Here is a 26,365-nt window from a genome sequence, read left to right as displayed (position 1 = left end):
TCCGGCAATTTTACCTTCTGCCATGTTTACCGATTGTAATCTGCTCCTTCAGAATATCAGTGAGGGTTTGATGATGCTGGACCCGGACGGGCTGGTAACCTATTCGAATCCGGCCGTGACGACGATGACCGGCTTTCCGGCGGAGGAGCTGAAAAAGAAATCCCTTTCTCTGCTGTATGTCAACAATCGGGACAGCATCAAATATGAATACGAGCTGAGTCAGGCCCGGAAAAAGGGAAAATTTATTGCCGAGGGCTGGAAGCAGAAGAAAGACCAGACCCAGTTCTGGGCGGAAATGATCCTTTCGGCCGCCTACGATACCCAGGGTACCTTCATCGGGTTTACCTGCGTTCTCCGCGACATCTCGGAGAAGAAAAACGACCATCTGGAGCTGATGCAAAGCGAAGAACGCTACCGCCTGATGGTAGAAGGCGTTCAGGATTACTGCATCTTCATGCTCGACAGCACGGGGCACATCGTAACGTGGAACGAAGGCGCCCGGCGCACCAAAGGGTATAGTCCGAGCGAAATCATCGGAAAGCATTTTTCCGTTTTTTATACCCTCAAGGACCTGGAAAGCCGGAAACCGGAGATGGAACTGGAAGTGGCCGTAGCAACCGGCCGCTACCAGGAAGAAGGCTGGCGGGTCAAGAAGAACGGTTCGGTATTCTGGGCGAACGTCGTCATTACGTCCCTCTACAATGAACAGAACGAATTGCTCGGTTTTTCCAAAGTCACCCGGGATCTGTCCGAACGCCGGGAAGCCGAAGAAATTCTGCGGCTGAGCGAGGAGCGGTATCGTTCGCTGGTGGAACAGGTGACCGACTACGGCATCTTCATGCTGGATGAGAAAGGCCGCATCATCAGCTGGAACGAAGGCGCCAAACGCATCAAGGGGTATTCGGCCGGCGAAATCATCGGCAAGTACTTTTCCATTTTCTACCCCAAAGAGGACCTGCTCAACGGTAAACCGGCCTATGAACTGAAGGTGGCCCGGGCCGAAGGCAAGTATGAGGAGGAGGGCTGGCGGCTTCGGAAAGACGGCTCCCTGTTCTGGGCAAGCATCGTCATTACGGCCGTCTACAATGCCGAGGGCATCCTGATCGGTTTTTCGAAGGTGACCCGCGACCTGACCGAGCGGAAGCAGGCCGAACGGGAACTGCGGGAAAGCTACGAGCGGTACCGGATGCTGGCCGAGGAGCTGAGACTGACCAACGACGAGTTGTCGGACATCAACCAGGAACTGGAACAATTTACCTCCATCGTCTCCCACGACCTGCAGGAGCCGGTCCGCACCATCCGGAGCTTCCTCCAGCTGATCGAACTGAAGATTGCCGGGAATCAATACGACGAACTGGGAACCTACATCAGCAAATCCATCCATGCCGCCAATCGCATGAAGGAGCTGATTCAGAACCTGCTGCAGTATTCCCAGCTGAGCCGCAAGGAAATCCTCCAGGAGGAGATCAGCGTGGCCAATCTGGTCAGCCAGGCGATGCAGAACCTGAAAACCGCCATCGACGTCTCGGGGGCGGAAATTTCCCTCGAATCCGAGGTGGAAACCGTTCACGGCGACCGGGTGCAGCTCGTGCAGCTGGTCCAGAACCTGCTGAGCAATGCGCTTAAATTTACCGATACCGAGCCTCCGCGGGTCGTCATCCGGTGCCGACGCGAAAAAGGCCAGGTGAAATTTGCCGTTTCCGACAACGGTATCGGCATCGAGGAAGCGGACCTCCGGAAGGTTTTCGAAATCTTCCGGCGGCTGAATACCCCCCGAAACTACCCCGGAACCGGCATCGGCCTGGCGATCTGTAAAAAAATCGTGGATCGCCACCGCGGCATGATCTGGCCGGAATCGCAGGTCGGGAAGGGAACGACCTTTTATTTTACACTCAACGATGAAGCCCGGCTGCCGGCGCAGAACCCATGAGAAAGTACAAAATCGTGATTGCCGAGAATGATGAGGACGAACAGTTCTTCATGAGGAAAGGCTTCGACGAAACCGGTTTGTTCGATATTCTGGCCCAGGTCAGAAACGGCGACGATCTATTGGAATGGCTCCGCGACAACCGGTCGACGCTCCCCGACATCATCCTGTCTGACCTGAATATGCCCGGAAAAAACGGGTATGACGTCATTACGACCCTGGAAAACGATCCGGGGTATACGCGCATCCCGGTTATCATCACTTCGACTTCGTCCACCAAAACCATCATGGACAAGTGCCTGGCCATCGGGGCGGCCGGCTATCTGGTGAAGCCCGAGACCTTCATCGAATACAAGCCCTACGTTGAAAACCTGCACCGGTTCATCGAAGACCGGCACCTGGTGCGGACGGCGGAGACCGATTGAATAATTGAATGGTTGAATGGTTGAATGATTGAGTTGAGGGGTTGGGGCGTTTTTGAGCTGGATCCGTTATGGACGAGGAAATACCGCTTCAGGGCGGTCAGGTGACCGCCGGGGTTGTGCGGGTCGGGCCGACGGTGCGCCGGCCGCTCAGGGAGAATTCGCCCTTTATCCATCGTCTGCTTTCGTTTCTGGAGCAGCAGCAATTTATCGAAGCTCCGAGGTTTCTTGGCATCGACCCGCAGAACCGGGAAATCCTGTCCTTCCTGGAAGGGACGGTTTTGCCGGGATCCGGTTACCGGCTGACCGACGCCCAACTGACCCTGACGGCCCGACTGATCCGGCGGTTCCATGATGTAACGCTGCGGACGGACCTCCGGGGCACCGGTGAAATCATCATGCACGGCGATCTGGGTCCACATAACACCGTCTTTCGGGGAGATACCCCCGTCGGCCTGATCGATTGGGACGACGCCCGGCCCGGCACCCGGCTGCAGGACTTCGCCCTGGCCGTGGGGGCTTACGTGGATTTCGGAAACCGGGTCTGGTCCGTGGCCGAACAGGCGCAGCGGATTCGGCTGATGTGCCGGGCATACGGGTGGGAGACCCCCGTCGAACTGATCGACTACTACGAAGCCGACCTCCGGCAGGCGCTGGAAAACCACCGGCGGGCCGGCCGTTCGGAAGCGGCTGCCATCTTCACGGAAGAAATTCGCTGGTTTTCGGCTCAGGCCATGGCGCTGCGGAGGCTGCTTTCCTGATTTTCGCTGATGACCTTCCGTGGTTTCGATTCGGAGGTTTTAAGGGATGGTACAGGTGGAGAGTTCCCGGCGACTCGTCCGGGTCCAACCGACCTTTCACTGTCGTTATTTTCTAAAAGCAATAAATATTTATTGATAATCAATAAATATTTATTATTATTGCCTCAGGATTTAAACTTGAAAATCAAGATGAAAAGAATTTCAATCGTTTTCCTTCAGGCAGTCATCGTGCTCATCGGCATGGTGGCACTGGTTATTTTAATTCGGTTTCCTCTGACCGAGGGACGGGCCACCAATCTGGACTTGTTCAGCATTTATTCTGACCCCTTTATCCTGTACGGGTATGCAACCTCGATCGCTTTTTTTATTGCGCTTTACAAGGCGGTCAAATTTCTTGGGTACATCGGACGGAATAAAGTTTTTTCATCGAACTCCGTTAAGGCTTTAACAAGTATTAAGTATTGTGCTATAGCACTGAGCATATTAATTGTGACGGCCGGGCTATACATCCTGATTGCCCACCACCAGGACGACGACCCTGCGGGTTTCCTTGCCATTTGTATCGTGACTACGCTGGCTTCAATCGTAGTAGCAACGGCTGCGGCAATATTTGAAAAATTACTGCAAAACGCGGTGGATATGAAATCTGAAAATGACTTAACCGTTTAAGTGATGCCCATAACAGTAAACTTGGACGTGGTGATGGCAAAGCGGAAAATTTCTCTGAATGAACTTTGCGACAGGGTCGATCTGACATTATCTAACCTGTCTATCTTAAAGACAGGGAAAGCGAAAGCCATTCGTTTCAGCACTTTAGAGGCCATTTGTAAAGCATTGGACTGCCAGCCGGGAGATATTCTGGAGTATGTAATGGAAGAGGAAAGAACCACGAACCGCTAATAGGTTCCGGTACTATCTGAGCTGAGAGTTTTTTATAGCCCCACCATTTTAGATGGACATACCGATACAACCGGCGGGGTGGAAAGGTTTTAAAACCGCCTGACCGGTATTTTAGGATAGTCGATTCCTGAATTGGGCTCTTTATTTTTCGGCCATTACCGGAACAATAACTCCTTTCCCGTTTACGCTGAACGTGTAAACACCGGCTTTTTGATCCCACTGTTTTATTACCGGTACTATGCGGGTTCTGCGTGGGCTTACGTTGTCCGATGAATTGTGAATGTGGTACACATAATACAATTGATTGCCCGGGCCTTCAAAAAGGTCGCCGTGCCCTGATCCATTCTCGCCAACGATAGAACGATGAATGATCGGGTTATTCTTATATTTCTGCCAGGGTCCATAAGGCGAATCGGCCACGGCATAGCCAATCGCATAATCGATGTTTTGAAAATGGTTGGCCGAATAAAACAGGTAGTATTTATTTTTCAGCTTTATGACGGTAGGACCCTCCATAATCGGTACTGATTTATAATTAGGGGTAGCCTCCCAGGCCTCCGTTTGGTCAAAACATCTTTTCAGGGTCCGGGGGTTTATCCTGCCGGTTTTCAGGTCAAACTCGGCTACATACAGGTAATTTCCTTTATTAAAACGGACACAATAGAGATACGTTTTACCGTCGGTATCCTTGAAAATAAAGGAATCGATATTTTTCTCGGACCCATCAATAGGGCCGACCTCTTTTTGCCTATATGGTCCCAATAACGATTCCGACTCAGCCAGGACGGTTTGTTCGTCGGCCGTATAGGTGATATAATAAGTGCCGTTCTCTCTGACGATCTGTGGTGCCCAGAAGCCCCTGGTGCCGAAGGTGTGGTCGCCTTTGGTGAGGATCATTCCCAGCGAGTCTTTGGACCTGGCAGGCACTGCCCAGGTTTTCAGGTCTTTCGACTCCAAAACGGCAAATCCCTCCGGTCCGCCGGATCCCCCTTTTGACCCGGTAAGGTAATACTTGCCTCCCTCCGCAAAGATGGTTACATCAGCAAAAAAAATCTCTCGCTTTGTCTGAGTTGATCCCTGCAGTACAGTGAGTACAAGGATAGAATAAACAAGAAATAATTTCATTCCTTCGGGGTTATGGCTACGAAGTTACTAAATCCCATCCCCGGTTCGGCTTGTAAAAGGCTTATTTTAACACCGGCTGTTGGACACGGGCCTTTTCCTCGAAACGAAATGGATAGAGCCGGGCTGTTCTAAACCTCCTATCAGTCAGGAAGAGCAAAGAGACAATCTCCGAAAAGAACACGGTTTTGAAAGAGTTGGACCGCCATTAACCGTTCTGAAACAATGAATAAGTAGTAAAGCTATTTATTCCCGGCAGAGTTTTGAAGCCGCCTAAATTCACGGGTTAAAAAATGAGATGAATAATTTTGAGGGCTTTCCTTTCAGGGTCCGGATCGAAGTGTCCTATGAATAGGCCAGATGAAAATGCTTCATAACATTCATAGGGTAGGACGCAATTTCAATTGGACCAATAATTTCAGTCAGTTCAGGAAAGGCAGGTCGGTGGTTTTGAATTGCTATCCATTTTTTATTTGATCTCTTTACTTCTTAAAGTCCGTGATGGTCTTTCCATCATACCGATACACCCCTCCCGCACCGAACCAAATACTGCCATCAGTAGCCTCTAAAATCCCAAAAAGCATCGTTTTAGTATCTTCAGATTCCAGTTCTACTTCGGTTACCGTGGGAGTTTTGTTGGACAAAGTATTTCCATCATATCGGAAAAGTGACCAACCCCAGTTCGTTTCGGAACTCGTCCAGATGTTGCCTTTTCTATCCTCGTAAACATACGAAACACCACGCTGGGTGAAATTGGTAAATGTATTGCCGTCATAGCGCCAAAGGCCATACTGGCTCCCAAGCCAGATATTGCCTTTTTTATCTTCAATGATCGTACGAACATTCCTGAATGGGAGGCCGTTATGGATTAATACGGTAAATGTTTTTCCATCATAAATACAGGCATTGCCCCGGGTGCCAATCCAGAATTTTCCGGTTTTGTCTTCAATTATGGAATTAACATCATTATGATCTTTAAACAAGAGTTTTTCCGTCGTTGTCAGATTGGTTGAATCTTCCATCATCCTGTAATTCTGAAATGATTTTCCATTATACCGGCTTGCTCCGTTTGAAGTGCCAAACCAAACAGTACCGGCTTTATCTTCATAAATATCTATCACCTGATTTTCGGCAAGCCCATCCTTCGTTGTGTAATTTCGAAAGGAGGTTCCATCGTAATAATAAACCCCTGAACCGACCGTACTGAACCAAAAATTTCCTTTTTTATCTTCTAAAACCGAAAAGAAACGGGCCGAACTTACTTGGCTGGTCACATTAGTAAACGATTTTCCGTCGTATCGAAAAACACCACCAAATGTGGCCATCCAAATGTTGCCCTTTCTATCTTGCTTGATCGTACGAGTGATATGGGTAGGTCCATAGGAGGTAATTACCTCTTTGGTTTCGGACCTAATTGTGTCTTTTGGCAGGTCTGATTTGTTCTGTGCTTTCCCGAAGGAATAAAAAGCAAACAGCAAGACCAGTGCAAGTTGGGGTACATACTTCATCAGTATTTCTTTTTATGGTCCAATGGTTTTAACAAACCTAATTGGTTTTGTAGTGAGCTTTAGTTAAGGATTTGTTAATGAGTATTAAAGAAAGCTATAACTGACTACGGAGAATTTTATTCGTGAGCAGGGTGTCCAATACAATTGTCTCACATTAAAGCTCCTTTTTTGAAAATTACATGCATTGCGTAGAATCGCACTTTTTGATTCTGGCAAGCCGGTTAGGCCTATATTCATTACGCGTAAACCTGATCCAGGTTGAATGAGGAGGTAATTACATCTACTCTAAAAAGTTAGGCAAAAACAGAGGACAACGGGACGCCTATCAACCTTTCAGGAGACTTGGGCGATTTACTAAATTTTAGCCAGAGCGAATAGAAAAGGAATGGCTATAGGATGGGCTGGTGTTCACAGGTTCATACCTGGAAACGGAATGGCAGGCCCATGAAGTACCGAGTCGAATGGGTGCAACTACCGGACACTACCGTTGGCTCACAGAATTTAAGCTCGATGAGGCTTTTCAGCAGGCGTATAAACGGTATGCCAAAAAGCATGATCGGGGCAAAGCCACACCGGCCATGAGAAGATCATTATAGCTAAAGAGAAGCTGGGAGGCAAGTCGGGATTTGAGAAGGGCAACCCTTTAGAGGTTGTTTGGGGAAGCGTTTTGTCATCCCGACGCAGGAGGGATCCTGGGGCTTGGGCGGCTTTTACCTCCAACCCCCAGCCGGACCACCCCCCGGCCCCCTCCTTAGCAAGGAGGGGAGAGCGCTGCCAGATTCAAATCCTGCGGAGCCACCCCCTCCTTGACAAGGAGGGGGCTGGAGGGTGGTCAACAGGATGACAAAACGCCCGGAAGGGCAAAAACCCTTCCCAAACAAGCTCTTAACAGCCCTATACAAAACCGTCGACGAAAGGACTTAAAAAGGCAGGTAAGTTGCTGACCTTCAAGCTGTTGACTTTTTCTACTGGTGGTCTCGCCGGGAATCGAACCCAGATCAAAAGTTTAGGAAACTTCTATTCTATCCGTTGAACTACGAGACCGGGAGGCAATGAAAAACCTGCAAGGCCGGACCGGCCTCACAGGTTTCGCAAAAATGCTTAAAAATCCGCTATTTACCAAAATCGCCCGTATCGTCGGCGTCCTCGGCCCAGTCGGCCAGCGGCACGTCGAGCCAGTTCGGGTAGATGTTGTAGTGCTTCTCTTTCACCATCCCGTAAAGCAGGTCGCGCAGCGCGTCGATGTTCTCGCGTGTCTCGGCGGAGATGAAGACCACGTTGTCGGCCCGGCGGGTCAGATACGTCTTTCTGAGGTAATCCAGGGCGGTCTGTTTCCGGATCGCCACCGGCAGCTCGTCGTCGAAGTCGTCCTCATGGTGCATCCATTCGTCGCGGGGTTCGAACTGGTCGATCTTGTTGAATACCAGCACCGTGGGTTTATCTCCGGCCCCGAGCTCGGTCAGGATGTTGTTGACTACCTCGATGTGTTCCTCGAACGAGGGATGCGATACGTCGACCACGTGCAGCAGAATATCCGCTTCCCGAACCTCGTCCAGCGTCGACTTGAACGACTCGATCAGGGTCGTAGGCAGTTTCCGGATGAACCCGACGGTATCCGTCAGCAGAAACGGGATGTTGCCCAGCACCACCTTCCGGACCGTCGAGTCCACGGTGGCGAACAGCTTGTTTTCCGCGAAGACCTCGGCTTTGGCCATTGTCCGCATCAGGGTCGATTTTCCGACGTTGGTATACCCGACGAGCGACACCCGCACAAGCCGGTCGCGTTCCTTCCGGCGGGTGATGCTCTGCTTGTCGATCTTTTCCAGCTTCTCTTTCAGGAAGGCGATCCGGTCCTGCACGATCCGGCGGTCGGTTTCGAGTTCCTTTTCCCCCGGACCGCGCATCCCGACCCCGCCTTTCTGGCGGCTCAGGTGAGTCCACATCCGGGTCAGACGCGGATACAGATACTGGTATTGAGCCAGTTCGACCTGAAGTTTGGCCTGGGCGGTCTGCGCCCGCATCGAGAAGATATTCAGGATCAGGAGGCTGCGGTCGAGCACCTTGATTTCCTGGAATGCCGACTCGAGGTTCCGGACCTGGGCCGGCGTCAGATCGTCATCGAAAATGATGGTGTCCACGGGATGTTCCGTAATGAACGTCTGTATCTCCTCCAGCTTCCCTTTGCCCACATAGGTGCGGGTATCGGGCCGTTCCAGCCGCTGAACAAACGATTTTACGGTATTGATGCCCGAGGTTTCGGCCAGGAACGCCAGTTCTTCCAGGTATTCCTGCGTTTTTTCGGCCGACTGTTTCTGGGTGACCAATGCCACCAGAACAGCCGTTTCGGGCTGCTTGTGCGTTTCAATCATATAGTATGGAGAAAAATTTAGTCGCCGGAGGGGATACATCCGTCCGGTGAATGGTTAAACAACCTCAAATTACAAATGGATATTAAAATTGCAACCGCCCGGGTTGGGTGGAGCGGTCGGAGGGGGATGAGAGGGGCCGGTTTCCGGCTTACTTGATCATGGGAGTAACTTCTTTTAAGGAGACTACAAAGGTAACACATTATTTAGCCGAATAATTGCCGTTCGCTCAATAGTTGTTTTCTGAAAACGATCTTTCCTTAATTTTGCCGTCTCAAAGTCTCAATGCTTTCAGCCGATGACCACTTTCGCCGTTTAACGGCCCCCTCCGCTACCCTTTGACCGCCACGTCGCCTGTCCGGCGGTCGCTCTTGCTTTACCTCATTTCGTATTAAATCCGGCGTCCGCGACGCCCCATTTCCGTTTTCACTCATGACGAAGTTTTTTCGCCTGCTGCTGGCCGCATTGCGCGGTTCTGAAAGCAATTTTACTTCCGGTAGTATCAACCGGGCCATCTTCCTGCTGTCGGTTCCGATGATTCTGGAGATGGTTATGGAGTCCCTTTTTGCGGTGGTCGACGTGTTTTTCGTGGCCAGGATCGGTACGGAAGCCGTCGCCACCGTCGGGCTGACGGAGTCGGTTCTGACGCTGGTTTATTCCATCGCCATCGGCCTGAGTACGGCCGCCACGGCGCTGGTATCCCGCCGGGTAGGGGAAGGCAATCCCCGGGAAGCCGGCAAATCGGTTGCCCAGGTGATTCTGGTTTCCCTGTTTCTGGCCCTGGCGCTCGGCATTCCCGGGTTCATCTTCGCCGAAGACATACTGCGCCTGATGGGCGGCAGCGAGCGTCTGATCGCCAACGGATCCGGCTTTACCCGGCTTATTTTTGCCAGCTCGCCGGCCATCATCCTGCTGTATACCCTGAGCGGCTGTCTGCGGGGAGCCGGTGAGGCCTCCACCGCCATGCGCTCGCTCTGGCTGGCCAACGGGGTCAACATCGCCCTGTGTCCGCTGTTCATATTCGGCTGGGGTCCGGTGCCGGCCCTGGGGGTCATGGGCTCGGCGGTCGCCACCACAACCGGACGCACCATCGGGGCGCTGTATCAGCTGTACAGCCTGATGCGGAACGGGCGGGACGTGCAGGTGCGGGGGTCGGATTTCGGGCCGGACCTCGCCATTATCCGCAACCTCCTGAACATAGCCGCCGGCGGCACCGCCCAGTTTCTGGTGGGTTCGGCCAGCTGGGTGTTCCTGACCCGCATCCTGTCCACCTTCGGCAACGACATCGTGGCCGGATATACCATCGCCATCCGGATCATCGTCTTTACGATCATGCCGTCCTGGGGCATGGCCAACGCTGCGGCCACCCTGGTGGGTCAGAACCTGGGGGCCGGACAGCCCGACCGCGCCGAGACTTCGGCCTGGCGGGCGGCTTTCTGCAACATGCTGTTCCTGGTCGGGGTAGGGGTGCTGTTCTTCACCGGGGCCGGCGAAATCGTCCGGCTGTTCAACCGGGATGCCGAGGTGGTCGCCATTGCGGTGCAGTGCCTCCGCATCTTCTGCCTGGGCTACGTGTTCTTCGCCTACGGCATGGTGATCAGCCAGGCGCTCAACGGGGCCGGCGACACCCGAACCCCGACGCTGATCAACATCGTCTGTTTCTGGCTCATCGAAATCCCGCTCGCCTACCTGCTGGCGAACGGGGCCGGATGGGGGCCGGAGGGAGTATTCTGGTCGGTGGCCATCAGTGAATCTCTCCTGGCGGTCATGGCGGTGATGGTTTTCCGTCGGGGGCGCTGGAAGCTGGTTCAGGTCTAACCGGAACATTTCACTCCGGGCAGGTGGCGTCAGGGCGAAAGCCGTGGCGCCACTTTGTTTTTAGGGCAGAAATGATGCGTTCCCGGTTTTCCGCCGGCAACGGGACACCGGTCCGGCGGTTTCGGGCATTGGCGGAAGTCCTTGTTGAATCGCAAAGCGATGCTGGAATATTTCGGGAAAAACATGGTTTTTCCGATGATACTTCGGTAAAAGATACAATTTTCAAACTTTTCAACAAACTTGCCGAATTATTGACCACCTCAGTTTCCTTTCAATGCCTTATCAGGTACCTATGAAAGAATACATCCGACCGATTCACCGCCTGCTGGTTGCCAACCGGGGCGAGATTGCCATCCGCATCATGCGGGCCGCCACCGAACTGGGTATTACCACCGTTGCCGTTTACACCTACGAAGACCGCTATTCGCTGCACCGGTACAAAGCCGATGAAGCCTATCAGATCGGGCGTGACGACGAACCCCTGAAGCCGTATCTGGACGTGGAAGGGCTGATTCTGCTGGCAAAGCACAAGAAAGTCGACGCGATTCATCCGGGTTACGGCTTTCTTTCGGAGAACGTGTACCTGGCCCGCCGGTGCCGGGAGGAAGGCATTATTTTTATCGGTCCGTCGCCCGAAGCGATGGAAGCGCTGGGCGATAAGGTCCGGGCCAAAAACCTCGCGATGCGGGCCGACGTCCCCATGATTCCGGACAGCCGGGGCGAACTGTCCGACTTTACCGTCGCCTTATCGGAGGCCCGAAAGATCGGTTTTCCCGTGATGATCAAGGCGGCTGCCGGTGGGGGCGGGCGCGGGATGCGCGTCGTTCGGGCGGAGGAGGATTTCGAACGGTCCTACAACGAGGCCCGCAATGAAGCGCGCAACGCCTTCGGCGACGATACCATCTTCCTGGAGAAGTTCGTCGTGGACCCCAAGCACATCGAGGTGCAGCTGCTGGGCGATCAGCACGGCAACATCGTGCACCTGTACGAACGCGACTGCTCGGTGCAGCGCCGGTTCCAGAAGGTCGTCGAAGTGGCCCCCTCGTTCGGGCTGCGCCAGGAAACCAAAAATAAACTGTACGAATACGCCCTCAAAATCGGTCGGGAAGCCAATTACTCCAACGCCGGAACGGTGGAGTTCCTCGTCGACAAGAACGAAAATATCTATTTCATCGAGGTGAATCCGCGGATTCAGGTCGAGCATACGATCACGGAAGAAGTGACCGGGATCGACCTGGTGCGGACCCAGATTCTGGTGGCGATGGGCTATAAGCTGTCCGACAACGGCATTTACATCAATCATCAGGATGAAATACCGCTCAACGGCTACGCCATCCAGTGCCGCGTCACCACCGAAGACCCCGCCAACGGCTTCAAACCGGACTTCGGCACCATCATCGCCTACCGCAACGCGGCCGGCTTCGGCATCCGTCTCGACGAGGGCAGCAGCTATCCCGGCGTTAAAATCTCGCCCTACTTCGACTCCATGATCGTGAAGGTGTCGGCGCGGGGCCGGACGCTGAAAGGCGCCACCCAGCGGCTGAAACGGGCGCTGGTGGAGTTCCGCATCCGGGGGGTCAAAACCAACATTCCGTTCCTGCTGAACGTGATCGACCACCCCATTTTCCAGCGGGGGGAAGCCCGGGTGTCGTTCATTGAAAACCACCCCGAACTGTTCAACCTGCGGAAGCCGAAAGACCGCTCGACCCGGGCGCTCAACTTCCTGGCGGATGTGATCGTCAACGGAAATCCGGAAGTGAAAGTGAAGCAGGAAAAGGTGTTCCGTACGCCCGTGGTGCCCCTCTTCGACCCCTATGCGCCCTACCCGAAAGGCAACCGCGACCGGCTGAAAGAGATGGGCCGCGAGAAGTTTGCCGAATGGGTCCGCGACCAGAAATCCATTCTTTATACCGATACGACTTTCCGCGACGGCCACCAGTCGCTGCTGGCAACGCGGGTCCGCACGCGCGACCTGCTGAAAGTGGCCGAAGGATTCGCCAAAAGCCATACCGAACTGTTTTCCATGGAAGTATGGGGCGGTGCGACCTTCGACGTGGCGATGCGGTTTCTGTATGAAAGCCCCTGGAGACGGCTCGAAGCCTTCCGGGAAGCCATGCCGAATATGCTGCTCCAGATGCTGTTCCGAGGCTCCAACGCCGTGGGGTATTCGGCCTATCCCGACAACCTGATCGAAAAGTTCGTCGAGAAAAGCTGGGAAACCGGGATCGACGTTTTCCGGATTTTCGACTCGCTGAACTGGGTCGAGGCCATGAAGGTGAGCATCCGGGCCGTGCGGGAGCGCACCGACGCCATCGCCGAAGCCGCCATCTGCTATACCGGCGACATGCTGGCTCCGAATCAGCAGAAATATACGCTGCAGTATTACCTCGATATGGCCCGCCGGCTGGAGGATGAAGGCGCCCATATGCTGGCCATCAAGGACATGGCCGGACTGCTGAAACCGCTGGCCGCCGAGGTGCTGGTCCGGGAACTGAAGCAGGCCGTCAGCGTTCCCATCCACCTGCACACCCACGATACGGCCTCCATCCAGGCGGCCACCTACCTGAAGGCCGTCGACGCGGGCGTCGACATCATCGACTGCGCCCTGGGCGCCCTGTCGGGCCTGACCTCCCAGCCGAACTTCAACTCGGTGGCGGCCATGCTGAAAGGGCACGAGCGCGAAGGGGCGATCGACCTGGAATCCCTCAATGCTTATTCGAACTACTGGGAAGACGTCCGGGAGTGGTATTATCCGTTCGAATCGGGCATGAAGGCCGGCAGCGCCGAGGTGTACGAAAACGAGATTCCCGGAGGGCAGTATTCCAACCTGAAGCCGCAGTCCATCGCGCTTGGCCTGGGCGACAAATTCGAGCTGCTGAAGAAGAATTACAGCGTCGTTAATACCATGTTCGGCGACATCGTCAAGGTGACGCCCTCTTCGAAAGTGGTGGGGGATATGGCCCTTTTCATGACCTCCAACAACCTGACGGCCGAAGACATTCTCACCAAAGGGGCCTCGCTCTCGTTCCCCGAATCGGTCAAGGGCTTTTTCCGGGGTGAACTCGGCCAGCCGCACGGCGGCTTCCCGAAGGAGTTGCAGGAGATCGTGCTGAAAGGCGAACAGCCGCTTACCGGCCGCCCCAACGAAAACCTGAAACCGATCGACTTCGAGGAGGATTTCAGGAAATTTGAAGAGAAGTTTCCGCAGAACGACGGGTTTCTGGACTACCTCTCGTACCAGATGTACCCGAAGGTATACGAGGAATATTACAAGGCCATCGAACAGCACGGCGACGTCAGCATCATCCCGACTCCGGCCTTTCTCTACGGGCTCAAACCGAATGAGGAAATCCTGATCGGGATCGACGAAGGCAAGAACATTCTGGTGCGGCTGCTGTTCGTGTCGGAAGCCGACGACCAGGGCATGCGGACCGTCACTTTTGAACTGAACGGCCAGAGCCGGCAGGTGCAGGTGCGCGACAAATCGCAGAAGGTCGACCGGCCGCAGCACGCCAAAATTTCGAAGGAAGGAGACGTCGGTGCACCGCTGCAGGGCCGTCTGACCCGGATCCTGGTGCAAGCGGGCGATGCGGTCCGGAAGAACCAGCCGCTGTTCGTCATCGAGGCCATGAAGATGGAAAGCATCGTGGCCGCTCCGAAAGAAGGCACCGTCAAGCAGCTGCTGCTGAAGGAAGGTACTGTGGTCGAACAGGACGACTGGGTCGTGGAGCTGGGTTGATCCCGGCTTCGGCTACCGGTGATCAGAATGCCCCAGCGATTTGTCCGGGTTGACGACGTCGCGCACCAGCTGTTTCAACTCCTTGATTTCCGGAAACCGTCCGGCTTCTTTCTGGTCGAAGAGGTTCCGGCCGTCGATGCTGACCGAAAACCGGCCGCTCAGTTCGGCCGGTTTTAGCAGCACGCCCCCGACGTCTTCCGTGAAAGTGGTGAGCAGTTCCTGCGCCATCCAGGCGGAGCGCAGCAGCCAGCCGCAGCGGGGGCAGTATTCGATGGTGATGACAGGTTTCATACGTGTAATTAAGCCGTGAAGTTATGGATTCCGATCTGATCCGGACGATTCGAACCTATATTCAGGTGGAACCGTCGGAAGAGCAGATCCTCCTGGATCGGTTCCGCGAAAAATTTCTGGAAAAGGATGACTATCTGCTGCGGGAAGGCGAAACCTGCCGGTATTTCGCCTTTCTTCAGCAGGGCCTGGTCCGGTATTATTATTCCCGCGACGGCGAGGAGATCACCTACAATTTCGGCCGCGAGGGTGATTTTGTCTGCAATTACGTCAGCTTCCTGCAAAAAATTCCATCGAATAAAACCATCCAGGCGCTGGAGCCGACCCGGCTGCTGCTGATCCCGTTTGACGACCTGCAACGCCTTTACCGGCAACTCCGGGAAGGGGAGAAACTGGGCCGGCTGCTGATGGAAGAGGTCTATATCCGGGGCATCGGCCAGCTGGCCTCCCAGTATACCGATTCGCCGGAGGAACGGTATCTCAAATTTCTCGGCCAGTTTCCGGACCTGGCGCAGCGGCTCCCGCAATATCTGATCGCTTCCTACGTCGGGGTGCGCCCTCCGTCGCTCAGCCGCATCCGCAAACGGATCATGGTCCGGTGATTTATTAACTCAGGTGAATGCACCGCCGGCTGCGGTGTGCCAACTTGCGGCCCTGTTCAACCTTTTTTCCAAATCATGACTATGGAACGCAGAACCGACATCCTGGCGCACAATCGCCGGCTCATCGAAGCTTATTTTCAGGAGGTATGGAATGAGGGCCGGCTCGACCGGCTCGACGACCTGCTCACCCCCGACTACCGGAACCACTCCTCCAGCATACCGAACCCCCAGCCCGGCCCGGAAGGGCTGAAGCCCATCGTTCAGGCCATCCGAAACGCCTTTCCCGACCTGAACTACCGGATCGAGGACCTGATCGTGACCGAAGACCGGGTGGTGGCCCGGGTGGTGATGAGCGGCACCCAGACCGGCGATTTTTTCGGAATCGCGCCCACCGGCCGAAGAATCGAGGTCAGTCAGATGAACATCGAGGCCGTGCGTGACGGCCGGATCGCCGAACACTGGCGTCTGACCGACGAGGCCGCGATGCTGCGGCAAATGGGTACGGCGGGTTAAAGGTTGTAAAAATCAATTCTTTATCCGTATTTGGGTCGATCAAAACCATTCCCTCCATCATGGAAAATCAACCCTACGGCAACCCGACTCCTCCGCCCACCACCAGCCAGCTAAGCCCCGCCGACGAACGGATGTGGGGCCTGCTGGCACACCTGAGTGCGCTCGCCGGTTTTATCATTCCGTTTGGAAACATCATCGGGCCGCTGATCGTCTGGCAGATCAACAAGGACAAGTCGGCCTACGTGGATTACCACGGTAAGGAGTCGCTCAATTTTCAGATTACCGTCTCCATCGCCTATGTGATCGGATTTTTCCTGATTTTCCTGCTGATTGGGATTCCCCTGCTGATCGTGCTGGCCCTGACGAGTCTGGTGCTGCTCATTCTGGCGGGTGTCAAGGCCAATAACGGGGAATATTACCGGTACCCGCTGACGGTCCGGTTTATCAAATAATTAGATACCGGAAAGAACGGCGAACAAAAAATTGGTTGTGGTCAATACCGGACGGCAGGCGTCCGGGTGCCGGGAGTTTATTACTTTTGCAGGAATTGACGACACCAATCGCTTGTTTGATGAATTCTTTCCGGTATTACCGTCCGGTTTCCGGCCCTTCCATGTGCATTCGTAGTTTACGGAGGGGCGTCTTTCTGCTGTTGTTGCTGAACGCCGGAGCTTTCGCGCAGTCGAATCCCTGGGGGAGCTGGTTCATAAGTACTTTACAGCTTCCGGCCACCGAACACGGCTGGGGTGGTTTTCTGGAGGTCCAGGCCCGCAGCCGCGCGCTTTTCGATGAGTTCAATTACTACGAAGTAAAAGGCGGGGTCAGCTACGACCTCGGCCCGAACTTCTCGGCCCTGATCGGGGCGGGCCGGTATCATAGCTATAACTACCGGGAACTGGACCTGGGGCCTCAGGCGCTCGAAACACGCCTGTGGGAGCAGCTCACCCTCAGCCAGTATCTGGACCGGCTCAAGTTTGAGCACCGGTACCGGGTCGAGCAGCGCTGGTACGGGGAGTCGACACCCGAACAGCAGGCGATTTTCGGCCGGTTCAGGAACCGCGTCCGATACCGGCTCAACCTGCTGATTCCGCTGAACGCCGATGCCATTCAGACCAAAACTGCGTTCCTCTCCATTTACGACGAACTGTTTCTAAACCCGAAATCGCCCCATTTCGAACGGAATCGCCTGTACGCCGGGCTTGGCTACCAGCTGAGCCGCAGCGTTACGCTCCAGGCCGGATGGCTGTACCAGTATGATTTCGCTCCGATCCGAACCGGGGGAAAAAACAACGCCGTCATCTCGGTCCTGTACCGCATCCACCGGAAAACCGCTGAGCGCGAGCGGCTCCCGACGCAGATGGACTAAGCCGGCCGGCTTAGAACCACGGCCGGCGAACCCTGAAGCTCTTTTTCAGCCCGCGGATGAGCAGGAAGGCGCCCAGGAGGCCGAAGATAATGGCCAGAATGGCAATCTTGAAAATGGCGAATACCAGCGCCACCGCAATCACCGGGATGGCGGCTTTCAGCTGCCAGGGAATGCGCTGCCACCAGTTCAGCTTTTTGCGCGGTTTCAGGCCCAGAATTTCCCGCAGCGTCTTTTTCTGCCCGGTTTTGGGTTTGGGACGCGGTTGTTCCGAAGCCCGGCTCTCCGAGGCCCGGCTTTCCGGAGCGGTCGGGGAGGAGGGCGTCCGCAGCAGGCCCGTAACCCGGTGAAGATGCTGCCGAACCTGCTGCGACGGATTCGTGCGGGGCCGCCCGGCAGTTGAAGCAAGCGCTTCCGGCCCGGAAGCGCCTTTACGGACCGGCTCCCCGAGCGGAACAACCGGCGGCTCCGGTTCCGGAACGGGATCCACGGCGGGCCGTTGCGTAGTTGCCGGTGTTACCGAAGTAAACCGTTCGACGGGTATCGGCTGGTAGCGGGCAATGGGACGATGGCAGGAAGCAGCAAAAACGAAACAGGCTACGGCAATCGGGGTAGCAGCACTTTTTCTCATTAACTTGAACCGGGATTCAGTGTGCAAATCTTGCAATTACAACGAAACCGGCAAGCCTGTTCATATTTTTGGGTCGAAAAAACTCTTTAAAAGATAAAAGCCCTTCCGATTTTCGACCGGAAGGGCTTTTTATGGGGGTAGCTGAACTTATTTCGCTGCGGAGTCGGCCTTCGGTGCTGCGGCCGGGGTCTGCTGCGCGCCGGCGGCCGGACGCTGTGCCGGAGCCTGAAGACCGGCACCCGGAACGGTTTTGGAAGCGGCCGCGTCGACGTTGGCGCTGTTGATGGTGGCCCCCGTACCGCTGCGGTCGACAAGGACGTAGGAAGCGAGGGTCAGCACCATGATGCCAATGGCGAGGCCCCAGGTGATCTGCTCAAGCAGGTCGGTCGTTTTCTTGACGCCCATCAGCTGGTTGGAACCGATTCCGCCGAATTCGCCGGAAAGTCCACCGCCTTTGGAATTCTGAATCAGTACTACCAGGATCAGCAGTACGGTAATAATGCAAATCAGGACAATGAATACAGTTAACATAAACAGGTCGCGACGGCGATTAGTAGGTAAATGTCTTTTGGTTTCGAACGAAGGCAGTTACGGTTGCTGCTGCTCTTTCAGTTCGTCGATTTTGTCTGCAAAATAAACCTTTTTTTCCGGATTTTTCACCATTAACTTCTGGTAAATGTCGATGGCGCGGTCGAGTTTGCCCTGGCGGATCAGAATGCGGGCGAAGGCTTCGGTCACCGGAACGTTGCCGGGGTTGGCCGGGGCCCGGCGGGTCAGGTCTTCCTGTTCGGCCACCTCATTGGGAGTGATGCGCGGCCGCTGGATCATCGGTTCCCGTTTGATGAACTCGTCGATCAGCTCCATCTGGCGCTGACGCCCCGGATCGACGGCCGGCTCGGCCGCTGCCGGAACTGCCTCCGTCACCGCCGGCTTCAGGTCGGACTGCAATACCGTTTCGGCCAGCGCGAGGTCGTCGACGATGGACCGATCTTCCGGTTCAGGGGATGCCGGGCCCTCCGGCTCTTTCGTAGCCGTCCTGGCCGACCATTCATCGAAGGACTGCGTATCGAAGCCGCCGGAGCGGGCAAAGTCAAAGAGAGGAATCGACGGGAAACTATGATTCTGATCGGCTTTCCGTTTGAACAGTTCGTAGCTTTCCTTTTTGTAATCGTCCGGAATCGGAACGTGCTTCAGTGACAGTTCATTCAACCGGCTGAGCAGGTTCTCCGACCACTGGAACTCGTTCTCGATGAGTTTGCGGAGGGCATTGCGGCTCAGGGCAAAGGCAGCCGCCTGCCGGACCTGGTCGATGGCATGCCCCTTCTGATGAACCGAAGCGGCCTTGGCCGCCAGAGTATACAGCGACTGGCAGTAGGGATACTGGCCGATGGCCTCCTGTAACTGCTGATAATCAGTAGGAATCAGTTCTTCCGGGTGGGTCACCCAGAACGAAAAGGTTTCTTTATCCAGAGAATTCATTGGGTCTGCTCGCAGAAAGGGTGTCGCCGAACCCGAAGTTAGTGATTTTCAACCGGCCCGATGAGCCGACGGAGAAAAAAAGTTATGATTTACCAGTCGGCGGCCGTTTTATTGAAAATGTCCAGCACGAGCTGGTCCTGAATGCGGGGCAGAATGCGGCTCTCGGCCTGGCTGAGGGTCTGGTTCTGCGGAAAGTCCTGATAGAACGAAAACGTCTGGTCGAAGTTCTTCGCTTCGTCCTTGTTGTTGGCGAACCGGACCTGCACCGTCAGCTGAAGCCGGTTCTGGGCTGCCTGATCGGAGGCCGTTGCGGACACGGGCAGCACGTCATACCCCGTGATGGACCCTTCCAGTACAATGTCGCCGTTGCTCTGCACCACCTTCAGGTCCGTATACCGCTGGTAATATTCCTTCAGCTTCTCGGTAAACTGGAGCGGCAGGTTGGCCGGGCCGCCGGCCGCCGAGGTCGTGAAGGTGTTGACCGTGATGGTTTTGATGGTCGGGTCGAGGGTCGTTCCGGTGAACGAATATTTTCCGCAGGCCTGGGAAAGCAGGCAAAAAAAGAGTCCCAAAAACAGCTTACTCTTCATCGATCTGATACTGCTTGATTTTTCGATATAACGTCCGCTCGGAAATGCCGAGTGCCTGAGCCGCGTATTTTCGTTTGTTGTTATTGCGCAGCAAGGCCTTGACGATCATTTCTTTCTCCTGCTTCTCGAGGGAGAGCGAGTCGTCCTCCTCGGTTTCGTGGGTAATGTCCTCCACGGTGACGTCGGTGCCGTTGTCTTCACTCTCATAGCCGTCGATGTCGATCACGTTGCCGGCCGGCAGCAGCCGGGCCACGCTCGGCTCCGGCTCGGGCGTCAGGTCGGCGGGCTGGAGGGTATCGAACAGTTCCTTGTGGTTGTTCAGGATTTCGCGGCCGTTCTGTTCATTCTTCAGCATATCCAGCACGAGCCGTTTGAGGTCGTTCATATCCCGACGCATATCGAACAGCACCTTGTAGAGCAGTTCGCGCTCGGAGATGGAACCGCCGTCGGTGGCGGCCCCGGGCAGAACCATGGGCGGCTGCGGCTGGCGGGAGGAAACCGGAGGCAGGTATTTTGCCAGGGCTTCGGCCTCGATGACCTTGCCGATTTCGGATTCCAGGATGGAAATCTGTTCGGCAATGTTTTTCAGCTGCCGGATGTTGCCCGGAAACGGATAACGGAGCAGCAGGAGTTTGGCGGCTTCCGAAAGCTGAATGGGTTTGATGCGGTAGCGTTCGGCAAAGTCGGTGGTGAACTTCCGGAACAGCAGCTCGATGTCGTCTCCCCGGTCGCGCAGGGGCGGAACGAAGATCGGGACGGTATTCAGGCGGTAGTAAAGGTCTTCGCGGAATTTCCCGTTTTCGACCGCAGCCAGCAGGTTAACGTTGGTGGCGGCCACTACCCGCACGTCGGTTTTCATCACCTTCGACGAGCCTACGCGGATAAACTCCCCGTTTTCCAGAACGCGCAGCAGCCGGGCCTGGGTGCCCATCGGCATTTCGCCGATTTCGTCCAGGAAGATGGTGCCGCCGTTGGTGGTTTCAAAATAGCCCTTCCGCTGGTCGACGGCCCCCGTGAAGGAGCCTTTTTCATGCCCGAACAGTTCGGAATCGATGGTTCCTTCCGGAATGGCCCCGCAGTTGATAGCGATGAACTGGCCGTGTTTGCGGCTGCTCAGGCTATGGATGATCTTGGAAAACGATTCTTTTCCGCTTCCGCTTTCGCCCGTGATCAGCACGGTCAGGTCCGTTGCCGCCACCTGAATCGCCACGTTGATGGCGTAATTCAGAGACGGTGCGTTGCCGATGATGCCGAACCGCTGCTTGACGGACTGGATTTCCTGTAAATTCATAAGTAAAAAACCGGGTCACCCCAAAAGAAGACCAACACCAACCCCTCGATCATCCCTTCTCCAACCATCCCAACTCCAAAACCCCCCAATCCCCAAACTCCTCAACTTTCCACCGTTTCTCCCAGCAGCGTGGCCGCCGTGCAGTCGGTGACCAGGACGTTGACGTAGTCGCCCTTGGCATAGCGTCCTTTCGGGAAAACCACCATTTTGTTCTGGTCGTTGCGGCCGCAGAGAAAGTCTTCGGAGCGTTTGGAAGTGCCCTCGATCAGCACCCGGTGGACCTTGCCGATGTGCCGCCGGTTGCGTTCGAGCGAAAGCCGCTGCTGAAGGGCGATGATCTCGTTCAGCCGCCGGAGTTTCACGTCGTACGGGATGTCGTCCGCGTATTTTTTGGCTGCCGGGGTGCCGGGGCGCTCCGAATAGGCAAACATATAACCGTAGTCGTAGCGGGCGTATTCCATCAGCGACAGCGTATCCTGATGTTCTTCCTCGGTTTCGGAGCAGAAACCGGCGATCATGTCGTGCGAAATGCCGCAGTCGTCGCCCAGGACGGCCCGGATGCGGTCGATTTTCCGTAGATACCATTCCCGGTCGTAGGTCCGGTTCATAAGCTTCAGAATCCGGCTGTTGCCGCTCTGGGCCGGCAGATGGATGTATTTGCAGATGTTGTCGAACTTCGCCATCGTGTACAGCACCTCGTCGGTGATGTCCTTCGGGTGGGAGGTCGAGAAGCGGATGCGCAGATCGGGGCTGACCCGGGCGACGCTTTCCAGCAATTGGGCGAAGGTCACGGTTTCGGTAGAGCCTTCGGGCGTCCATTTATAACTGTCGACGTTCTGACCGAGCAGCGTCACCTCGCGATAACCGGCTTCGAACAGGTCACGGGCTTCCCGGACGATGGAATGCGGATCGCGGCTGCGCTCCCGGCCCCGGGTATAGGGGACGACGCAGAAACTGCACATGTTGTCGCAGCCCCGCATGATAGAAATGAACGCCGTGACACCGTTGGAATTCAACCGGATAGGGGAGATGTCGGCGTAGGTTTCCTCCCGCGACAGAAAGACGTTCACCGCCTTCTGGCCCGATTCGGCCTCCTCCACCAGTTTCGGAATGTCGCGGTAGGCGTCCGGCCCGGCCACGATGTCCACGATCTTTTCTTCTTCGAGCAGTTTGGCCTTCAGGCGCTCGGCCATACAGCCCAGCATCCCGACGAGGAGTTCGGGCCGGCGTTTTTTGAGACCGTTGAGCTGCTTGAGCCGGTTCCGGACTTTCTGCTCCGCATTGTCACGGATGGCGCAGGTATTCAGGAAGATGACGTCGGCTTCTTCGGCGGTGGAGGTGGTGGCGAAACCCGCGTTGCGCATGACGGCGGCCACGATCTCGCTGTCGGAATAGTTCATCTGGCAGCCATAGCTTTCGATATAAAGCCGCTTTTTGCCCACGGCCAGCTCGTCTTCCGATACTTTGGGAAGATCGCCGGCTTCCTTGTCCGCTTCAGTCAGTATGGTGAGTGTTTCGGTAATGCGTTCCATAAAAGATACGACCGGAGGATCAGGAACGGCTCCGTGATTCGGCGCTCCGGTTCCTTCTGGTCAACCGTTGTGATTCGAAATTTGCCCCAAAGGTACGAAGATTTGAGGAAATGGTGACAGTTTGTCAGGTTTTGACCGGCCTGAATTTGCCTAAGCCTCAGAAAGGATACCCGATGCCGAAGTTGATGACCAGCGGATTCGGTCCCCGAAACATCTTGTCGAACCGGAACTGCGGCAGAAAAAACCGCTCGTCGACATACTCGGCGCTGCCGTCGTTGCCGACCTTTAAATACCGCCGGGCCGGGTCGTAGACCTTCACCGCCCCGTCGAAGCGGATGATGAAGAACGAAAAGTCGATGCGCAGCCCGACCCCGGCTCCCACGGCGATCTGGCCGGCAAAGGTGTTGAAGGCAAAATTTTCGTTGATCCGGTTCACGTTGTTCCGCAGCGCCCAGACGTTGCCCGCATCCACGAACACCGCTCCGTTGATGTCCCCGCCCAGGTGGAAAAGCCGCCCGCGCAGCTCGGCGGAGGCTTCCAGCAGAATGTCGCCGGGCTGCTCGAACCGGTAGAGGAACTGGCCGGGCCGGTTAGGATTGAAAACAGGCACTTTGATGTCTTCGGGATTGGTCAGCGGGAGGGAGGCCCCGGGGCCGAGCCGGCGGGGGAGCCAGGCCCGGATGCTGTTGCTCCCGCCCGCGAAGAACAGCTTTTCGTAAGGGGCGGTCTTGTTGGGTCCGTAGCCGATCACCAGCCCGGTGTTTACCCGAAAGGCCAGGGTGGAATTGGCCCGCAGGGGAATATAATGCCGGTAGTCGACGTTGGCCCGCAGGTATTTATAGAACTGAAGGCCGTTCGGGGAATCGGAGTTGAAAAACTTCTTCAAATTCTCCTCCCTGAAAAAATTCAGCGTCGTTCCGCCCGACTCGACCGCTACGCGCAGGAAGTTGGCCCGGCGGTTCTGCCCCAGCACGCTCGTGTTGTAGGTGTAGGAAAATCCGATGTTGGACGCGAAGGCGTTCCGGAAACTGTTCCGGATGGTATTGCCCAGCGAATCCTGCTCATTCAGAAACCGCTCGAACTCCCTGTCTTTGATGCTGGCCCTCAGGAAGTTGATGTCGGCGATCGTGAAGGCATACTGGTTGGTGTTCTTCAACCAGTTGTAGGAGACGCCGGAGCGAAAATTCCGACGGCGGTAATCCGGGCGGTCCGTGAAGTTGTAGCCGACGCTGATCTGCGTCCGGGGGCTGAGCCGGTTGAATTTGAACCGGATTTTTCCCGGAAACAGGATATGCGGGAAGATCACCGACGAGTTCAGCCCGAACTCCTGCGCCAGATAGACGCGGGAGTTGCTGGTGAAGCCGGTCTGGGCTTCGAAACCATACCGCAGGGCGGTTTCGAACGTGCCGAGGCCGCCGAAAATATTATGAACCCGGAACGTGAAATTGGTAAACGGACCGGGATACCCGCCCTGGCCCTGATACAGCACGAAAAGACCGCCCTCGGCCGAGACCTCGTACTTGTCGATGGGAACCAGGTTGATGCGGGTTCGGAGCCGGCGGCCGGTGGTGTCGGTAAAGTTGATGTTGGCGAAACGGAACTGGTTAAGCAGATATAGCTGCCGCTGGGTATCCTGGAAATTCCGGATGCGGTAGAGGCTGTCGGGCCGCAGGAAAATCCGGCTGTCGAGCAGGCGCATCGAGTACGGCTGCCGCCCCAGCTGGAACCGTAAACCGTTGTACATCACCGTATCGACAAAGGCGCGGTCTTCGGTCCGGGCCACGCGGACTTCCACCTCCCCGATGGTATACAGCGGGTGTCCGGACTGGCCGGGCGGGTTGGCGATCCGGAGCCACATATCCAGGTTCCGATAGGTCGAATCGGGACCGAAGGAGGCCGTCGAATCCACGTCGAGGGGCAGGGGAATGTATTGGCGGGTGAAGCCGTAGTAGCCGTTGTTCCGCATCAGTTCCTCGATCCGCACCCGTTCGTTGTTGATCTTGTCGGCGTCGTACCGTTCGCCGGTTTTAAGCACCGAGCGGTTCAGGGTTTTCCGGACGAGCGTATCCACGCGGGGGTCGCCGATCTGGTAGGTGATGTTGCGAAGGTGGAAAGGAATGTTTTCCGTGATGGTATAGGTCACCCGCACCCGCCGTCCGAGCGTCGTGCTGCTGTCGATGGAATAGCCGGCTTTCCCGAGAAAGAACCCTTTGTTGAACAGGTACCGCTGCATTTTTTCGGCGTTCTCCTTTGCGTCGGCTTCCACGAAGTAGGCCGGGGGTTCGCCCAGGACGCGCATCACCCAGTTGCCTTCTTCGGCCTTCCGGCGCAGTCGGGTGATCTGCCGGTTCATGCGCTTCACTTCTTTTTTAAAGGCGTTGGTCGAGTCGTTGCGGGCCGTCAGGGCTTCATATTCCTGGAGTTTGGCGTTGAGTTCGGCCTGCACGGCCTCGCGGTTGTAATTTCGCGACCCGATCTGATAGAACCAGAGGGCCGGGGTGATGGGCAGCCGGAGCAGCCTCCGGTTCGGTTTCTGGGGAATCAGATCCTCCAGATCTCCGCTCGGAATGGCCTTGTTCCCCCGGATGGTCTGGCCGTAGAGCAGATACTGGTTTTTCTGTAACTTTTCCGAACTTACGCAGGCCGAGAGGAACAGCACGAGTCCGAGAAACCAAAAAATATTCTTCATGCTTTCCAAATCACTAAGTAAGTATATTCAGTCGTTACACCATAAAAAGTACCGGCAGGAACACGGCGCTTTTCTGGTCGAAGGGGCCAAAAGTGTGCTCGAACTGCTGACGTCTGATTACCGGGTCGAGGTGCTTCTCAGTACCGAGTCATTCTACAAAGAAAATGCCCCGCTGCTGGATAAGCAACGGGTACGGCTGGAAATGGTGACGCCCGACGAACTGGGCCGCGCCGGTTCGCTGACTACCAACGACAGCTGCCTCGCTGTAGCCGGAACGAAGGAAAACCGGGTTTTAGTCGCTGATAACGAAGAATTTGTGCTGGTGCTGGACGACATCCGCGATCCCGGGAATCTCGGCACCATCCTCCGGATCGCCGACTGGTACGGCATCCGCAAACTGATCTGTTCTTCCTCGACGGCCGACGTCTACAATCCCAAGGTCATTTCGGCCAGCAAGGGGAGTTTTACGCGCGTCGCCTGGTATTACTGCGACCTGGCGGAGTATCTGGGCGGGCTGGACGGCGCCCGGGTGTTCGGGGCGTTTCTGACCGGCGGCAGCGTTCATACCACCGACTTCGGTACAACCGGGTACATCGTGATGGGCAACGAATCGAACGGGATCGGGCCGGAGGTGGAGCGGTTCGTGGGCCGGCGCATCACTATTCCGAGATATGGAGAGGCCGAGTCGCTGAACGTCGGGATCGCCACGGCGGTGATCTGCGACAACCTCCGGCGGGGGCGGTAAAATAAAAATAGCCCTGGTCGACGCAAGGCTACTTTTACTGCTTTCTTAACCTAAACTAAATGTACATGTTTGAACAAAG

General features: G+C 55.7%; 23 protein-coding genes and 1 tRNA gene. 12 read left to right on the top strand and 12 right to left on the bottom strand.

From position 1 onward, the window contains the following. Positions 1-22 precede the first annotated feature (22 nt). The 5 genes from DX909_RS11490 to DX909_RS11470 all read left to right on the top strand — a co-directional run bounded on the left by DX909_RS11490 (position 23) and on the right by DX909_RS11470 (position 4,010). Entirely contained in the window at positions 23-1,930 is a 1,908-nt protein-coding gene (locus DX909_RS11490) for a PAS domain-containing sensor histidine kinase (RefSeq protein ID WP_128545315.1), read from the top strand. Next, positions 1,927-2,352 (top strand): response regulator, encoded by a 426-nt coding sequence (locus DX909_RS11485; RefSeq protein WP_128545314.1) that lies wholly within the window; start codon positions 1,927-1,929, stop codon positions 2,350-2,352. Before DX909_RS11490 ends, DX909_RS11485 begins: the two co-directional genes overlap by 4 nt. A 68-nt stretch (positions 2,353-2,420) precedes the next feature. After that, positions 2,421-3,110 carry a phosphotransferase gene (locus tag DX909_RS11480; RefSeq protein WP_128545313.1) on the top strand — a complete coding sequence of 230 codons (690 nt, stop codon included), beginning with the start codon at positions 2,421-2,423 and terminating at the stop codon, positions 3,108-3,110. A gap of 9 nt (positions 3,111-3,119) precedes the next feature. After that, a complete protein-coding gene (locus DX909_RS11475; RefSeq protein WP_229311016.1) occupies positions 3,120-3,779 on the top strand; it encodes a DUF2975 domain-containing protein in 660 nt (219 codons plus the stop codon). Positions 3,780-3,782: 3 nt separating this feature from the next. After that, the gene (locus DX909_RS11470; RefSeq protein ID WP_128545312.1) at positions 3,783-4,010 is read left to right on the top strand and encodes a helix-turn-helix domain-containing protein; all 228 of its coding nucleotides are present in this window, start codon (positions 3,783-3,785) and stop codon (positions 4,008-4,010) included. Between the two features lie 141 nt (positions 4,011-4,151). Here the strand turns inward: DX909_RS11470 and DX909_RS11465 are convergent, their stop codons facing one another. The 4 genes from DX909_RS11465 to hflX all read right to left on the bottom strand — a co-directional run bounded on the left by DX909_RS11465 (position 4,152) and on the right by hflX (position 9,009). After that, the gene (locus DX909_RS11465; RefSeq protein WP_128545311.1) at positions 4,152-5,135 is read right to left on the bottom strand and encodes a glycoside hydrolase family 43 protein; all 984 of its coding nucleotides are present in this window, start codon (positions 5,133-5,135) and stop codon (positions 4,152-4,154) included. 479 nt (positions 5,136-5,614) lie between these two features. Next, the gene (locus DX909_RS11460; protein ID WP_128545310.1) at positions 5,615-6,640 is read right to left on the bottom strand and encodes a ligand-binding sensor domain-containing protein; all 1,026 of its coding nucleotides are present in this window, start codon (positions 6,638-6,640) and stop codon (positions 5,615-5,617) included. 969 nt (positions 6,641-7,609) lie between these two features. Beyond that, positions 7,610-7,684 (bottom strand) — tRNA-Arg (locus tag DX909_RS11455). A gap of 68 nt (positions 7,685-7,752) precedes the next feature. Further along, a complete protein-coding gene (gene hflX / locus DX909_RS11450) occupies positions 7,753-9,009 on the bottom strand; it encodes a GTPase HflX (protein ID WP_128545309.1) in 1,257 nt (418 codons plus the stop codon). Between the two features lie 429 nt (positions 9,010-9,438). Here hflX and DX909_RS11445 point away from each other — a divergent pair, with 429 nt between their 5' ends. Both DX909_RS11445 and DX909_RS11440 read left to right on the top strand, forming a co-directional pair. Next, complete coding sequence (locus DX909_RS11445; protein ID WP_128545308.1) at positions 9,439-10,824, top strand: MATE family efflux transporter; 1,386 nt, start codon at positions 9,439-9,441, stop codon at positions 10,822-10,824. A gap of 292 nt (positions 10,825-11,116) precedes the next feature. Further along, the gene (locus DX909_RS11440; RefSeq protein WP_128545307.1) at positions 11,117-14,563 is read left to right on the top strand and encodes a pyruvate carboxylase; all 3,447 of its coding nucleotides are present in this window, start codon (positions 11,117-11,119) and stop codon (positions 14,561-14,563) included. A 12-nt stretch (positions 14,564-14,575) separates the two neighbouring features. Here DX909_RS11440 and DX909_RS11435 read toward each other — a convergent pair whose 3' ends face one another. Then, complete coding sequence (locus tag DX909_RS11435; RefSeq protein WP_128545306.1) at positions 14,576-14,854, bottom strand: Rdx family protein; 279 nt, start codon at positions 14,852-14,854, stop codon at positions 14,576-14,578. Between the two features lie 23 nt (positions 14,855-14,877). Between DX909_RS11435 and DX909_RS11430 the strand changes: the two genes are divergently transcribed. From DX909_RS11430 to DX909_RS11415, 4 genes are all read left to right on the top strand, one after another. Further along, positions 14,878-15,453, top strand: a complete 576-nt coding sequence (locus tag DX909_RS11430; RefSeq protein WP_128545305.1) for a Crp/Fnr family transcriptional regulator — start codon at positions 14,878-14,880, stop codon at positions 15,451-15,453. An 81-nt stretch (positions 15,454-15,534) separates the two neighbouring features. Next, positions 15,535-15,966 carry an ester cyclase gene (locus DX909_RS11425; RefSeq protein WP_164851263.1) on the top strand — a complete coding sequence of 144 codons (432 nt, stop codon included), beginning with the start codon at positions 15,535-15,537 and terminating at the stop codon, positions 15,964-15,966. A gap of 59 nt (positions 15,967-16,025) precedes the next feature. Continuing rightward, positions 16,026-16,418: a DUF4870 domain-containing protein gene (locus tag DX909_RS11420; RefSeq protein ID WP_128545303.1), complete on the top strand. Its 393-nt coding sequence runs from the start codon at positions 16,026-16,028 to the stop codon at positions 16,416-16,418. A 119-nt stretch (positions 16,419-16,537) separates the two neighbouring features. Then, positions 16,538-17,332 (top strand): DUF2490 domain-containing protein, encoded by a 795-nt coding sequence (locus DX909_RS11415; RefSeq protein ID WP_229311022.1) that lies wholly within the window; start codon positions 16,538-16,540, stop codon positions 17,330-17,332. A 10-nt stretch (positions 17,333-17,342) separates the two neighbouring features. Here the strand turns inward: DX909_RS11415 and DX909_RS11410 are convergent, their stop codons facing one another. From DX909_RS11410 to tamL, 7 genes are all read right to left on the bottom strand, one after another. Beyond that, positions 17,343-17,960 (bottom strand): hypothetical protein, encoded by a 618-nt coding sequence (locus DX909_RS11410; protein ID WP_128545301.1) that lies wholly within the window; start codon positions 17,958-17,960, stop codon positions 17,343-17,345. A gap of 147 nt (positions 17,961-18,107) precedes the next feature. Beyond that, positions 18,108-18,491, bottom strand: a complete 384-nt coding sequence (secG, locus tag DX909_RS11405) for a preprotein translocase subunit SecG (RefSeq protein ID WP_128545300.1) — start codon at positions 18,489-18,491, stop codon at positions 18,108-18,110. Positions 18,492-18,548: 57 nt separating this feature from the next. After that, the gene (locus tag DX909_RS11400) at positions 18,549-19,439 is read right to left on the bottom strand and encodes a DUF8458 domain-containing protein (protein WP_128545299.1); all 891 of its coding nucleotides are present in this window, start codon (positions 19,437-19,439) and stop codon (positions 18,549-18,551) included. An 89-nt stretch (positions 19,440-19,528) separates the two neighbouring features. Continuing rightward, complete coding sequence (locus DX909_RS11395; RefSeq protein ID WP_128545298.1) at positions 19,529-20,029, bottom strand: LptE family protein; 501 nt, start codon at positions 20,027-20,029, stop codon at positions 19,529-19,531. Then, positions 20,019-21,320: a sigma-54 interaction domain-containing protein gene (locus DX909_RS11390; RefSeq protein WP_128545297.1), complete on the bottom strand. Its 1,302-nt coding sequence runs from the start codon at positions 21,318-21,320 to the stop codon at positions 20,019-20,021. Before DX909_RS11390 ends, DX909_RS11395 begins: the two co-directional genes overlap by 11 nt. Before the next feature lie 101 nt (positions 21,321-21,421). Continuing rightward, positions 21,422-22,852, bottom strand: a complete 1,431-nt coding sequence (gene miaB, locus DX909_RS11385; RefSeq protein WP_128545296.1) for a tRNA (N6-isopentenyl adenosine(37)-C2)-methylthiotransferase MiaB — start codon at positions 22,850-22,852, stop codon at positions 21,422-21,424. Positions 22,853-23,009: 157 nt separating this feature from the next. Then, complete coding sequence (gene tamL / locus DX909_RS11380; RefSeq protein WP_128545295.1) at positions 23,010-25,541, bottom strand: translocation and assembly module lipoprotein TamL; 2,532 nt, start codon at positions 25,539-25,541, stop codon at positions 23,010-23,012. On the opposite strand from tamL, the gene DX909_RS11375 reads away from it, so the two are divergent. Further along, complete coding sequence (locus DX909_RS11375) at positions 25,540-26,286, top strand: TrmH family RNA methyltransferase (protein ID WP_128545294.1); 747 nt, start codon at positions 25,540-25,542, stop codon at positions 26,284-26,286. The two genes, tamL and DX909_RS11375, sit on opposite strands and share 2 nt — an antisense overlap. Positions 26,287-26,365: the final 79 nt, after the last annotated feature.

Source organism: Larkinella soli (assembly GCF_003703975.1).
GTDB classification, from domain to species: domain Bacteria; phylum Bacteroidota; class Bacteroidia; order Cytophagales; family Spirosomataceae; genus Larkinella; species Larkinella soli.
This window is presented reverse-complemented; position numbering and strand designations above follow the sequence as displayed.

Excerpts from the sequence above, each read along its gene's own strand:
- DX909_RS11460 (WP_128545310.1), bottom strand. The coding sequence starts at position 6,640 with ATGAAGTATGTACCCCAACTTGCACTGGTCTTGCTGTTTGCTTTTTAT.
- miaB (WP_128545296.1), bottom strand. The coding sequence starts at position 22,852 with ATGGAACGCATTACCGAAACACTCACCATACTGACTGAAGCGGACAAG.
- hflX (WP_128545309.1), bottom strand. The coding sequence starts at position 9,009 with ATGATTGAAACGCACAAGCAGCCCGAAACGGCTGTTCTGGTGGCATTG.
- DX909_RS11425 (WP_164851263.1), top strand. The coding sequence starts at position 15,535 with ATGGAACGCAGAACCGACATCCTGGCGCACAATCGCCGGCTCATCGAA.
- DX909_RS11390 (WP_128545297.1), bottom strand. The coding sequence starts at position 21,320 with ATGAATTTACAGGAAATCCAGTCCGTCAAGCAGCGGTTCGGCATCATC.
- tamL (WP_128545295.1), bottom strand. The coding sequence starts at position 25,541 with ATGAAGAATATTTTTTGGTTTCTCGGACTCGTGCTGTTCCTCTCGGCC.
- DX909_RS11435 (WP_128545306.1), bottom strand. The coding sequence starts at position 14,854 with ATGAAACCTGTCATCACCATCGAATACTGCCCCCGCTGCGGCTGGCTG.
- secG (WP_128545300.1), bottom strand. The coding sequence starts at position 18,491 with ATGTTAACTGTATTCATTGTCCTGATTTGCATTATTACCGTACTGCTG.
- DX909_RS11410 (WP_128545301.1), bottom strand. The coding sequence starts at position 17,960 with ATGAGAAAAAGTGCTGCTACCCCGATTGCCGTAGCCTGTTTCGTTTTT.
- DX909_RS11475 (WP_229311016.1), top strand. The coding sequence starts at position 3,120 with ATGACCTTCCGTGGTTTCGATTCGGAGGTTTTAAGGGATGGTACAGGT.
- DX909_RS11465 (WP_128545311.1), bottom strand. The coding sequence starts at position 5,135 with ATGAAATTATTTCTTGTTTATTCTATCCTTGTACTCACTGTACTGCAG.
- DX909_RS11490 (WP_128545315.1), top strand. The coding sequence starts at position 23 with ATGTTTACCGATTGTAATCTGCTCCTTCAGAATATCAGTGAGGGTTTG.
- DX909_RS11400 (WP_128545299.1), bottom strand. The coding sequence starts at position 19,439 with ATGAATTCTCTGGATAAAGAAACCTTTTCGTTCTGGGTGACCCACCCG.
- DX909_RS11445 (WP_128545308.1), top strand. The coding sequence starts at position 9,439 with ATGACGAAGTTTTTTCGCCTGCTGCTGGCCGCATTGCGCGGTTCTGAA.
- DX909_RS11440 (WP_128545307.1), top strand. The coding sequence starts at position 11,117 with ATGAAAGAATACATCCGACCGATTCACCGCCTGCTGGTTGCCAACCGG.
- DX909_RS11415 (WP_229311022.1), top strand. The coding sequence starts at position 16,538 with ATGAATTCTTTCCGGTATTACCGTCCGGTTTCCGGCCCTTCCATGTGC.
- DX909_RS11395 (WP_128545298.1), bottom strand. The coding sequence starts at position 20,029 with ATGAAGAGTAAGCTGTTTTTGGGACTCTTTTTTTGCCTGCTTTCCCAG.
- DX909_RS11470 (WP_128545312.1), top strand. The coding sequence starts at position 3,783 with ATGCCCATAACAGTAAACTTGGACGTGGTGATGGCAAAGCGGAAAATT.
- DX909_RS11375 (WP_128545294.1), top strand. The coding sequence starts at position 25,540 with ATGCTTTCCAAATCACTAAGTAAGTATATTCAGTCGTTACACCATAAA.
- DX909_RS11485 (WP_128545314.1), top strand. The coding sequence starts at position 1,927 with ATGAGAAAGTACAAAATCGTGATTGCCGAGAATGATGAGGACGAACAG.
- DX909_RS11480 (WP_128545313.1), top strand. The coding sequence starts at position 2,421 with ATGGACGAGGAAATACCGCTTCAGGGCGGTCAGGTGACCGCCGGGGTT.
- DX909_RS11430 (WP_128545305.1), top strand. The coding sequence starts at position 14,878 with ATGGATTCCGATCTGATCCGGACGATTCGAACCTATATTCAGGTGGAA.
- DX909_RS11420 (WP_128545303.1), top strand. The coding sequence starts at position 16,026 with ATGGAAAATCAACCCTACGGCAACCCGACTCCTCCGCCCACCACCAGC.